Here is a 12,576-nt window from a genome sequence, read left to right on the forward strand (position 1 = left end):
AGGGTTGGCGTGGGTATTCTATACACTTTCATGGCGCAAGACCTTAACTTTGCCGTCAGGTGTGGCGAAGACTGGGTTTTAATCGGTTCAACAGGGGCAATAAACGTGCAGTGTTTTATTTATAAAAGTTTAAAAAAAGAGTTTTTGTATTTGTATGTCAAAACCAAGGATGATTTTTCCGGCGTGCCGGAAGCCTTGCTGTCAATGATGGGCAAAATGGAATTTGTGCTGGAATTGCAATTGTCGTTAGAGCGTAAATTAGCCAGCGAAGATGTCGGTAAAGTGATGGGGCATTTGCAAGACCACGGTTTTTTTGTGCAATTGCCGAAAATGGATTTGCCGCTAAACTAAGCCCGACCCTCCTTTCCTTAGCTGAAAAAACGCCATTTTGATAAAATCCAGAATGGCGTTTTTTTTACGATGGTAAAAAAATCCTAAACCGATATTTTTGGAGAACTGCAAAATGTTGGATGGATACGGCGAGGAGTTGGTGCCGACGATCCAGATAATCCAGATGGAAGGCCAATTGATTTTAAAAATGGTCGCGTCGGAGACTTTTCGGCATTAAATTTCCAACACCGGCGAAAATTGTTTATAACGGTCGCATCGGAACTTTTTACCCCACTTCTTCATGGCAAACACCAAAAAACCGCCCCATCCGTCTTCCAATCCGCGCGCCGTCCTGCTCATCGAAGATGAACCGGCGATTGCCGAAACCATTTGTTACGCCTTGACGACTGACGGCTTTGATACCCATTGGCGACGTACTGGTCGGGAAGGGCTGGATTGCGCGGAGGCGCTTAGACCGCAATTGGTTATTCTGGACATCGGTTTACCCGATGCCAACGGCTTTGAGATTTTCCGGCACTTGCAAACCCGCTTTGAAACGCCGCCAGCGGTGATTTTTTTAACCGCCCGCAGCGAAGAAATCGACCGCATCGTCGGATTGGAATTAGGTGCCGACGATTATCTCGGCAAACCGTTCAGTCCGAGGGAGTTGTGCGCCAGGGTACGCGCCGTGCTGCGCCGCAGTCAGGCATCCGCGCCGGTCGCTGAAACAATGGGCGCCGACAACCGTTTTCTGATCGTCGCTGAGCGTTTCGAAATCCATTATCACGGCTTGCCGTTGACCTTGACGCTGCACGAATTCCGCCTGCTGCAAACCTTGATCCAACAACCGCGCCGCGTATTCAGCCGGGAAGATTTATTGGTGCGTTGCTGGGAAGCGCCGGAGCATCGTTTGGAGCGCGCCGTCGATACCCACATTAAAGCCTTGCGGGCTAAACTGCACGCGCTAAAACCTGGCGAAGAGGCGATTAAAACGCATCGCGGCATCGGTTATTCGTTGCAATAAGACCATGACTGTCCGCACCCGCATCTTATTGATTTTATTGTTGGCGTTCGCGAGCGGTTTTTTTGCGTTGGAGCGTTGGCTCAGCTTGGAACTGCGTCCGCGCTATTATCAATCTTTCGAAGAGCCTTTGGTTGATACGGCTAATTTGTTGGCGGAAATCGCAGGCCGTGAATTCGACCGACCGAATCCGAACTTTGACAGCCTTTACGATGCCTTCGAACGCGTCTACCGCCGCGACCCTCGCGCCGATATTTACGGCTTGCACAAAAACAACATCGACATCCGTGTTTACATTACCGACCGTCAAGGCATTGTTGTGTTCGACAGCCATCGTAAGGCGGTCGGTCAGGATTTTTCCAGATGGCGTGATGTGCATCTGACCTTGCAGGGCGAATACGGCGTACGTTCGTCACCGACCGACGAAATCTTGCAACGCCGTGACGACCGCGAAGCAGGTTCGGTTGCTTATATTGCTGCACCGATTCTCCGTAACAACGATTTGGTCGGGGTTCTCAGTATCGGCAAGCCTAAAATCAACGTGACGCAATTTATTTTAACCGCCAAGCGCGATTTGGTTTGGGCCGTCGCCGGTGTCGCCATGTTGGCCTTGCTGACCGCGACAATGCTGTACTTATGGTTTAGCCGTCCTTTGTACCAAGTTGCGCAATTCGCTGAGCGTATCGCGCAAGGCGAAACGCTGGCGACCCCGGATTTGGGTGATAACGAAATCGGCAGCGTCGCCCGCGCCATCGCGGCGATGCGGCAAGCGTTGGACGGTAAAAACTACATTGAGCGTTATACACAAACGCTGGCTCACGAACTAAAAAGCCCGCTGACGTCGATTAAAGCGTCGGCTGAATTGTTGCTGGAAGACATGCCACCGGCGCAACGTCAGCGATTTATCGGCAATATTCAAGCCGAAAACGAGCGGGCATTGAATTTGATCCAGCGCTTGCTTGAATTGGCTGCCGTCGAAAACCGCCAAGGTGTCGTAGAAAAAAAACCGGTCGTACTGGGTGAGTTGACCGATGAAATCGCCGCTTCGCTGCAAGCGGCGTTGTTGCAAAAAAATCTGGCGTTGGAGATTGGCGGCGACATTTCGATTACCGTTACCGGTGAGCGGTTTTTAATCAAGCAGGCTTTATTCAATATCGTCGAAAACGCGGCGGCTTTTTCGCCGATCGGCGGGCGGCTTGTAATCGATGTTTTATCGGAAGCCGATGCCGTCGTCGTTAAGGTTCGTGACTACGGGCCGGGCATTCCCGATTACGCACAAGCCCGGGTCTTCGAGCGCTTTTATTCGCTGCCTAGACCCGGTGCGCAAAACCGCAGTTCCGGTTTGGGTTTGAGCTTCGTCAAGGAGGTGATGGAGTTGCACAGGGGGAGCGTGTCGCTGACTTCGTCTGAATCCGGCACTGAAGCGGTTTTGCGCTTTCCGGCCTAATACCGCCGCCACATCGCCATCGTTAATCACACACATTCCACATCCAATCCACACATGCGCCTAATCTAAACCACACGGAGCAAGTTTATTCTGTCCTCGCCATAAACTAAAAGACGAGGAGACCATGATGTATCGCATAATTTTATTGATGATCGGTTGCGGATTAGCCGCACTGTTAACGACAGCGCAAGCGGAACCGGGCTGCGACGATTGCAGCCAAAGCCAAGCGCCGAGACTGTGGATCCCTGACGGCGATCCGGCTCTGGACCAGTTGCCGTTAAAATCGAGCCATGCCGACGTACGTATCAACGGGCCGATTGCGCAAGTCACGATTACGCAACACTACCAAAATGCCGGTAAACGGCCGATCAATGCCCGTTACGTGTTTCCCGGCTCGACGCGGGCTGCCGTGCACGGCTTGACGATGAAAATCGGCGAGCGCGCCGTTACCGCTAAAATCAAGGAAAAAGAAGAAGCCAAACAGCTTTTCGAGCAAGCCAAAACGGCGGGCAAGCGCACGGCTTTGCTGCAACAGCAACGTCCGAACGTGTTCATGATGGACACCGCCAACCTGATGCCGGGCGACGACATCGAGCTGAAGTTAACCTACAGCGAACTGCTGGTGCCGGAACAAGGTGTCTACCAGTTCGTGTACCCGACCGTGGTCGGTCCGCGTTACGGTAGCGATCCGCTTCAGATTGCCACCGACGCGGCTTGGCTTGGCAATCCCTATGCCGCAAACGACAGCGGCGGCGGTAATCCGGCGACCGTACAAACGTCGATTAACGTGGCTTTGGATAGCCCGATTGCCATTAAAGATTTGATGTCGAGTCAGCATAAAATCCAGACGGATTGGCATGATGCCAAATCGGTTGAAATCGCGTTGGAAGCCAGCGAAAGCAATGCCGGCAACCGCGATTTTATCCTGCGCTTCCGCTTACAGGATGATCGGATTATGTCGGGTTTGATGACTTACCATCAAGGCGGTGAAAATTATTTTCTGGCGATGGCGCAGCCGCCCGCCCGCGTGAAAGCTGAACATATTATGCGCCGCGAATATCTGTTTGTTTTGGATGTCTCCGGTTCGATGGACGGCTTTCCGTTGGATACCGCCAAAGCGCTGATGCAGGAATTATTGGGCGGTTTAAAAGCCCACGAGTCGTTCAATATCTTGTATTTTGCGGGCGACGCCAGAATGCTATCGCCAACCCCGTTAGCGGCAACACCGGATAACATTCGGCGCGCCTTCGCCGAAACATCGAGTTATCAGGGCGGCGGCGGTACCGAGCTGGTTAACGCGTTGGAAACCGCGTATGCCATGCCGAAAACCGCTGAGATGGCCCGCAGTGTTGTGGTCGTCACTGACGGTTATATCAGTGCCGAACGTGACGCTTACGATCTAATCGCCAAACATTTGAATACGACCAATTTGTTTGCCTTCGGCATCGGCAGTTCGGTCAACCGTTATTTGATCGAATCGATGGCGCAAGCCGGTGCTGGCGAACCGTTTATCGTCACTGGGCAACATGACGTGCCGGAGGTGGGGGCGCGTTTCCGACGCTACGTGGAAGCGCCGTTATTGACGAACATTCGCTTACAAGGCAACAGCGTCGAGCTTTACGATATGGAACCCGGCGAAATACCGGTGATGCTGGCTGAGCGCCCGATCGTGGTGTTCGGGAAATACCACGGCGAGGGCGATTCAGCCGGATTGACATTGACCGGCACGGCGGCAGACGGTGCTTATCGTGTTGATATGCCGTTGCGCGAAGCCAGTCACGAGAACCGCGCCGAACTGCTACCGATTTTATGGGCGCGCCACCGATTGATGCGTTTGTCGGATTGGGCTGGCAACAAGGTTGAAGCCAACCGCGCGGCTATCATCGAATTAGGTCTGAAATACTCGCTGCTAAGCCAATACACTTCGTTTGTTGCCGTCGACGACATTGTTGCCAACCGATCCGCTAACGCCAAAAACGTGCAGCAACCGCTACCGTTGCCGCAAGGCGTTTCAACGCAGGCGCTGGCTTCCCGATCGATGCCTGAGCCTGATTTATCATGGTTTATTGTCATATTGACGATTGTTTATGTTGGCAACCGCGTGTGGAAGGAACAGAAAAATGCCTGACATAAAAAACCGGCCCGGCAACCACGCAATGGCCTATTGGTCGGTTGCGGCTTTGTTGACGCTGGCTTTAAAGCAAGGTTACAGCGCAGCTTCGGCTGCGCAATTACAATGGCAATTGTATCCTTTGGTCGTGTTGCTGGAATTGTTTAGCCATTTGAGTTTCGAAGCGGCTGGCGGCGAATGGCGCGATGATTTTCATCGCGTCAGCATCGTCAAGTCCTGTGCCGGTATCAATTTTCTGATCGTTTCATTGTTGGGTTATTGGTGGTTATGGCGCGACCGCCCGTTCGGCGTCCGGTCTGTGCTTTACGCTTGTACTTGCGCCTGGCTAACCGCTTTGCTGGCGAATACCCTGCGTATCTTGCTAAGCATCTACGGTCAAGACGCGTTGTCTACCACGTTCGGGTTGACGGAGCCTGAAAGCCATCGTTTAATCGGTATTGCCGTTTATTTCTTTTGTATTTGGGCGCAATTATCGGCTTTTCGCTGGCGTCGTTTTAGACAAACCGCTTCAATTGCAACGCTAATCTACTTAACCGTGACGTTGTTGATACCGGTTTTGCGTGCGCTCGTTTTGGGAAGGCAATTGCCGGACTGGCCCCACATCGCATGGGTATTGGGATTGCCTTTGCTGACGTTATTGATAAGCCGCAGTTTGAGGCGCCAATATAAATATCCGACTTGAATCTTTTGGATAATCATTTCAGGCTGTGCGACACTGTCCGCACAGCTTATCAGCGCACCGTATTTAGATAATAAAAACATGGGGATGAAAACATTGCGTACAGTTGACATGCAGAATGAAGGTTGCCAAGCCCGCTTCAGCGACCAGATTAAGGTCATAGAAGAATCCTGTTTTTATGGCGAAACACGCGTTCATGTCAGAATCAATGCTCATGATACGCATTTGTTTGAATATGCAGTAGCGAAAGAAGAAATTTCTCGTTTAGGTTTAATTGGCAAGACCATAAAGGCTGAGATATGGAATTTGCAGCCTGGAATAGAGGTGCTTTCGCGCTGTGAGACTACGGGTGAAGTGGCCTATCGCAAGATAACGCGAGTATTTGAGTACGAGTCGCAAGAAGTTTATGAACTAACCTATTCACGGGAGGATGAAGCTTTTGGACCGGGACATCTTGTCGTGACAGGTAACCATCCCTTCTGGGTAGTCAATAAAGGCTGGGTGAGGGTTGAAGACCTGGAAGTGGGTGACCCATTTTTAACCTCTGACGGCACGCATTCGCATTTAATCACCTTGAAAAAGGAGCGTTTCAAAGTTCCCGTCTACAACATCGAGGTTGAAGGTTTTCATACTTATTTTGTCGGAGGGTTGACCGGTCTTTGGGTGCATAACACTCATTGCTCCCAGACCGAGACGTTGGAGGCGGTAAATTGGACAGGCAACATGAAAACACAATGCTTTCTTGGAACAACCCCTATTTGTATGGAGCTAGGCGACTCTCCCATTGACAAGCCTTATACGACGATTACAGCGGAAAAGTGCGTGAGCAAAGACTTAACTCGGTAAGGCTGATCCGCAAGCAATCCGCCATCAACCAAGCCGCCGAACAATCTGCCGTAGGCCAATTACCAAACGGTTTATTGATTTCCAAGCGTGGGTGTGGGAAATCAAATCCGAAAAACTGTAGGGTACGCATCGCGTACCTTTTTAAGGTCGGTTCAGCGGAAAGGTTTTAGAAGGTACGCAATGCGTACCCTACGGCTATGATGTTTTAGCCTTAATGCTTATTACCAAAACCGGTGTCACTACCCCAATCAGCAAACAAACCAACATCACCAGCCAGGTGGATTGTTGCCAATCCACTGCGTAACTGTCTGCTTTGACGGGTGCGCTAATGCCAGGGATGCTGGGCAAGTCCACATCGCCACCATCGACTTTCAATTGCGCTTTCATGCCTTTTTCCATGTGTTGCGGCAATTCGCAATGCACTAGATAGGTTTTTTTCTGGCTGGGTACGATTAATGAGGCTTGCAGTTCGCCTTTGCCGTACAGCTCCAGATGGAACATGCCGTCGGGGTAGAGATAACCCGGCAGGCCGTGGATCATCAGTTGGTGGCGGATTTGGTCGTCATTGATAAAGGTGATGTTGATTTTTGCGCAAGGTTTGACATCCCATTGCTGCTTATCGAAAGCAAACATTTTGCCGTTGAAGGCAACCGCGTGCTGATGTCCGGCACGGATGGTCAGATTGACGGTTTCGGAGATTTTTTGGCAATCTTGCGGCAATTTATCGCTATTGGCGTTCATGACCATGCCTTTGTCATCCATCAGCATATGATGGTGGCTCATATTGGCATTGGCGGTCTGGCAACCCAGCAGAAGGAATAGGCTGATGGCTAAAGCTTTCATGATGGTCTTTTCCGGGTGGTGCTTAAGATGACAACGATCAGCAAGCCTAACGCTAAGCCAGCTGCCAGTGCAAAAATAATGATTTGCCAATAGTTAGGGGCGATTTTTCCGGCTAAGCCCAAAAGTTGCTTAAAGTCGCCGGTTTGCCACAACGCGGTTTGCTTGGCGTAATAGTTAGGGTTGAACAATTCGCTGAGCGCATCTTCATGCATTTTCGGCATACCTTGTTCGTCCACTAAAGGTTTGTAGGCCAAAATTGCCATGTTGCCGCCCGGTTCCATGCCGTCGGTGGTGGTGCCGGTGGGGACGTGGTCGTGGAACATCCATAAGCCAGGGCCGTAACTGTGCAGGCCGTCGTCCAATGTTCTTAAGCTCAGGTCCAGACGTTGCGCGGGGGCAATGTCGAACACGTCGCGGGTGATCTGTTGGCTTTCGGGTTGGTCAACGCCGTCATAAGCGGTGATGGTGGCTTTGTGCCCATGCACATGTAAGGCGATGGCCGAGCGTTGCAGATTGCCGACGCGTAGTTTGATGTGTTCGTTGGCGGCGGCGATTATCATGCCGTCGCGCAAGGTGTACGGGTAGGAGTGACCATTGAGCAAGAAATAATTTTCAAACGATTCGGTCATGTTGTAGTCATGCGCCATGCGTTGGCTAATCAGCCTTGGGTCGTTGGCGTTTTGGACAATTTGCGACAGCCGTTTGTCGATGGATTGGTAAAGCAAATCGACTTCTTGGCTGTAGGTTTTGCTGACGCTAACCGACGGATGGCGGACTTGTCCGGCACCGATGTTAAAGGTTTGTACCCAGTTGTTGGGTTGGTTTTCTTCAACCACGAACAGACCACCCAAGCCCATCATCATGTGTTGTGCGGTTTGCACATGGCAGTGGTAGAGCATGGTACCGGCGTGGCGGGGTTGAATTTCGTAGGTGTGGCTGCCGCCCGGGAAGACGGGATGTTCTTCCATGCCGTCATTGTCTTCGCCTTGGCTGTTGTGCCACGGATGGTCGACACCGTGCAAATGGATGGTGTGCGGCAAATAATGGGTATTTTCTAAGGTGATGAAAACTTTGTCGCCTTGCTCAACGCGGATGCTAGGGGAGGGCGCGCGCAAAATGGGATTGGCGACCCGCGAATTAAAGTTTTTTACCCCCATGCCGCGTGATTTGGGTGCGTACACCCAGAGTCCGGGTTGAATGCCGGGGGCGATGCCAAACGTGTTCATCAAATAATCGCCATCGGGGCTGAAGCCATTCAGTTCAACCACTTCCAATTTGATGCGGATAACGTCAGGGTCGCCGTCGTGGTCAAGGTCATCGGACATGACCAAGGCATCTTGCGCCAAATCGGTTTGCATCAAGGTTGCCATTGAAATGTTGTTCGTGCCTTTAACGGCAGCGGCGACTTCGTAGGGGTTGTCCGGTTCGCAAGATAAACTTTCGGTAATGGCAACATCTTCTATACTTTGTGCAATGCGCCATTCTGGGTGTTCGTTAGAACAAGGCTTTTCCACGCTGGCAACTTCATCTTGGCGTAGGGTACGGTTGGCAGGTGGGTTGACTGTGGCGTTTTCTGTTTGCTGTGGAAACAAATACCAAGCGATGCCCATCAATATAGGGATCAACAAGACCATTACTAATAAAAATTTCTTTGCCATAGACCTTAAACAGAAGCGGGATTGAACCCGTTATTTTAATGGCATCAGCCGCTATGGCCTAGCCGTGAATTGCAAGATGTCCCTAAACTAGGCAAAAATTGTTAAATAATACCTAAGTTGTTGGATTTCCAACAAATTGATGGCGAACGCCACTTTCTTAAACTAAGCTATTCAAATCCGACCCATTGTAGATGTTATCCATGGCAATGCACTCATCTTTTCGATTGTTCAGCATCCTGAAGCTCAATCTGCTGATTGCGTTTGCTTGTTTCTTGGGCGGCTACATTGGCATTCAAATTATTATGCCATCCAACCATTCTAGCCCGATTTGGCCTGCTGCGGGTATCAGCCTGGCCTGTTTGCTTTGTTATGGGCGTAAGGCGCTGCCGGGTGTGTTTATTGCGGCTATTGTTACTCAGGCTTATTCGATCTTTAGTCTTTCTGGAGGGGAGGCATTAGCGACTTATTGGCAAATGGGTTTTGCCAATGGTTGCGCGGCAACGTTGCAGGCGTTTTTGGGCGCGGGCTTAATCAAGCGTACTATTGGTTCCCATAACCCGTTGTTGGATGATGGCAGTATTCTGCTGTTTATGTTTTTAGGGGGACCTGTCAGTTGCGTGGTGTCAGCATCGTCGGGGATGCTTATGCTTTTCCTAAAAGGTTTTTTAAGTCCGGATTTGATTCCTAACGCATGGTTAACATGGTGGATTGGCGATGCCATTGGCGTGTTGATTTTTGCTCCGCTTTGCTTATGTTTTATTGCCAAGCCTAAGCAGTATTGGCGGCCTAGACGATTGTCGGTTGCCTTACCATTAGCGACTTTATCGGTTGTGGTGGCAGCCTTGTTTGAGCTGGGCAAACAAGAAGAAGGCTATCGGGTCACTCGGCTTTTTAATGAGCGTGCTGACTTAATGCAAAATATTCTGCAAAACGAGTTGAATCGCTTTCCACACGTTAACGAAAGCCTTAAGGCTTTATTTGCCAGCTCAGTACAGGTTACAGAACAAGAGTTTAAGCAGTTTAGCCATTCTATGCTGGAGACCAATGATAATGTTGAAGAATTGCAGTGGATAACACCGCAAGCTGATAAATCAAGCCATTATCTTGTGACGTACCAACTCACTGCCCATGCCAGTAAGCACTTGATAGACGATGGTTTAAGTACCTATACCTTGGATGCGGCGGTAGATTCTGGTCAATCATTAGCCTTCATTGCGCATCAACAAGCGGCATCAAGCCAGCCTGTAACGGCTTGCTTATTCACACCTATTTATCGCGGCATTCATTTGCCAGAGACACAAGCGTTACGCCGACAACAGTTACTTGGCTTGGTAGCAAGTTGTTTCCATCTTGATAATGTTGTGTTTAAGCAAAGCTTTAAGCATGCGCACTTGCAATTGCTCTTGACCCTTACCGACGAAGGTCAAGAGGTCGTTAGCCAACGACTTGAATCCAATAAAGTTGTACAGACTTTACCGGTGTTGCAAAAATCGTCCAATTTGCAATTGGCGGGCCGTCAGATACGGTGCGACTACCAAGCATCCCCCCAGTTTTATAGCAGCGAATATCTATGGAATATCTGGTGGTTAATCCTAAGCCAGTTTTTGATTAACGGTTTGGCGGGCGTTGGTTTGCTGATGTTGACAGGACGCAATTTACAAACTGAGCGGATTGTTAAAGACCGTACCCGTGCATTAGAAGAAGAGGTTTTCCAGCGAAAAAAAATCATTACCGAACGCAGCAACCATAACATCATTTTGCAAGCCATTTTAAGCCCCAATAAGCTTGATGAAGTCTTGGATGTCATTGTCAAAAGCGTTGAAGAAAACTATCCAGACAGTTATTGCTCGATTTTGCTGGCGGATGAAAACGGCATTTGTTTATGCAAAGGCTCAACCTTAGGTCTGCCCGAGTTTTTTAACCAAGCCATAAAAGGCTTACAGGTCAATGTCGGCGGCGATTGTTGTAATACTGCCAGCTTTGGTGCCAAGCGCATCGTTATTGAAAATATTGAGCAACATCCGTTTTGGCAAACCTACAGCAGTTTGGCAAAGCAGGCGGGTATTGCCTCTTGCTTGCTAGAACCCATCTTATCGTCTAGCCACCACGTGTTGGGCGCGTTGGTTATTTACCATCGTCAGGCTTTCCGTCCAGACCAAGAAATGATGCTGGTTGCTGCTGACTATGCCAAGTTGGCGAGTGTTGCCATCGAGAAGAAACTCTACGAAGAGCATATTGCCAATATGGCTTTTTTTGATGCGCTGACCAATTTGCCGAATAGACGTTTGTTTTTGGACCGATTAGACAAGGTGTTGGCTAAGGGTACGCGCCATAAAACGTTCGGAGCGCTGTTGTTCTTGGATTTGGATCATTTTAAAGCCCTAAATGATAATTTCGGACACGACATTGGTGACGAATTGCTTAGGCAAGTCGCTGACCGCCTTAAAGACTGTGTGCGCGAAGAAGATACCGTGGCGCGTTTGGGTGGTGATGAATTTGTGGTGCTGATTGACTGCAACGAAACCACCCGGGAGTTGATTCTCGAACGCTCTTTGGTGATGGGCGAGCGGGTGCAGCGCACCTTACAGCAACCTTATCAGTTAAAAGAACATAGGCACCATGTTAGTCCGAGCATTGGTGTCACTATTTTGCCGCAACAGGGTGTATTGGCAGACGCTTTGCTAAAACAGGCCGATACGGCTATGTATCAAGCCAAGCACCAAGGCAGGAATGCCATACGCTATTTTGATCCGCTTTTACAAAAGCAGGCTGACATCCGCCAAAAAACGGAAAACGAATTAAAATCAGCCGTTAAAAACGATCAGCTACGTATTTTTTACCAACCCCAGTTTGATATTGATGGCGTATTGATTGGCGCCGAAGCCATGCTGTTTTGGCAGCATCCTGAAAAAGGTTTGTTGGCTGCCGAAGATTTTATCGGCATTGCCGAAGAGTTAGGCTTAATGTGGGTGTTCAGTGATTGGTGGCTTAGCGAAGTTTGCCTGCAACTCAAACGTTGGCCTTCATTACCGTATTTGTCTGTTAAGTTGACGGCAAAACAGTTTAAAAGGATGAAGATTGATGAAAAATTGGCGGCAATTTCCAACCAGCAAAGCCACCTATTAAAGCGCTTGGTGTTGGAAATATCGGCAACTGCCATTTTTGACGATGCCGAATTGAATATTGCCAAGCTCGAAGCCATTAATGGTTTAAGCATCTCGACAGCATTGTCGATAGACGACTTCAACACTTGTTGCTTATCGCTATCGTATTTAAAAAACTTGCCCATTTGCCAGATTAAAATCAACCAGCATGTCATTTGTAATATTGAAGTTGATGCTTTAATTGTTGAAACCATGACCGGTATGGCCAGCCATTTCGGTTTAACGGTTGTTGCCGAGCAAATAGAAACCGCCAAGCAAATCCGTTTCTTAAATGAAAAGGGCTGTCATGGTTACCAAGGTACGTTTTTTGGCGCGCCGATGGCTGCCGATGAATTTGCCTATGTCTATCGAGTGGTTGAAGCGCGTGATGAGCTTGCTTAAAGCCGTGCGGACAAACCCTTCGACAAGCCCAGGCCGAACAGCTCTGCCGCTTGACCCCGCATTAAATTGCTTTGAC

General features: G+C 49.6%; 9 protein-coding genes. 7 read left to right on the plus strand and 2 right to left on the minus strand.

Annotated elements, in window-relative coordinates; all coding sequences use genetic code 11:
• Positions 1-9: 9 nt before the first annotated feature.
• The 6 genes from ACYQ1O_RS14080 (at position 10) to ACYQ1O_RS14105 (ending at position 6,454) form a co-directional block, all read left to right on the plus strand.
• Complete coding sequence (locus tag ACYQ1O_RS14080; protein ID WP_459992596.1) at positions 10-351, plus strand: YcgL domain-containing protein; 342 nt, start codon at positions 10-12, stop codon at positions 349-351.
• 280 nt (positions 352-631) lie between these two features.
• A complete protein-coding gene (creB, locus tag ACYQ1O_RS14085) occupies positions 632-1,354 on the plus strand; it encodes a two-component system response regulator CreB (RefSeq protein ID WP_459992598.1) in 723 nt (240 codons plus the stop codon).
• A 4-nt stretch (positions 1,355-1,358) separates the two neighbouring features.
• Positions 1,359-2,798, plus strand: a complete 1,440-nt coding sequence (creC, locus tag ACYQ1O_RS14090) for a two-component system sensor histidine kinase CreC (RefSeq protein ID WP_459992600.1) — start codon at positions 1,359-1,361, stop codon at positions 2,796-2,798.
• A 124-nt stretch (positions 2,799-2,922) separates the two neighbouring features.
• A complete protein-coding gene (locus ACYQ1O_RS14095; protein ID WP_459992602.1) occupies positions 2,923-4,926 on the plus strand; it encodes a VIT domain-containing protein in 2,004 nt (667 codons plus the stop codon).
• Entirely contained in the window at positions 4,919-5,611 is a 693-nt protein-coding gene (xrtK, locus tag ACYQ1O_RS14100) for an exosortase K (RefSeq protein WP_459992604.1), read from the plus strand. Before ACYQ1O_RS14095 ends, xrtK begins: the two co-directional genes overlap by 8 nt.
• A gap of 84 nt (positions 5,612-5,695) precedes the next feature.
• Positions 5,696-6,454 (plus strand): polymorphic toxin-type HINT domain-containing protein, encoded by a 759-nt coding sequence (locus tag ACYQ1O_RS14105; protein ID WP_459992607.1) that lies wholly within the window; start codon positions 5,696-5,698, stop codon positions 6,452-6,454.
• Positions 6,455-6,649: 195 nt separating this feature from the next.
• Here ACYQ1O_RS14105 and ACYQ1O_RS14110 read toward each other — a convergent pair whose 3' ends face one another.
• The gene (locus ACYQ1O_RS14110; protein WP_459992609.1) at positions 6,650-7,297 is read right to left on the minus strand and encodes a copper oxidase; all 648 of its coding nucleotides are present in this window, start codon (positions 7,295-7,297) and stop codon (positions 6,650-6,652) included.
• Entirely contained in the window at positions 7,294-8,955 is a 1,662-nt protein-coding gene (locus ACYQ1O_RS14115) for a multicopper oxidase domain-containing protein (protein WP_459992610.1), read from the minus strand. The genes ACYQ1O_RS14110 and ACYQ1O_RS14115 overlap by 4 nt, the downstream gene beginning before the upstream one ends.
• 200 nt (positions 8,956-9,155) lie before the next feature.
• On the opposite strand from ACYQ1O_RS14115, the gene ACYQ1O_RS14120 reads away from it, so the two are divergent.
• Entirely contained in the window at positions 9,156-12,500 is a 3,345-nt protein-coding gene (locus tag ACYQ1O_RS14120) for a diguanylate cyclase domain-containing protein (protein WP_459992612.1), read from the plus strand.
• The last annotated feature ends 76 nt before the right edge of the window (positions 12,501-12,576 follow it).

The organism is Methylosoma difficile (assembly GCF_054657615.1).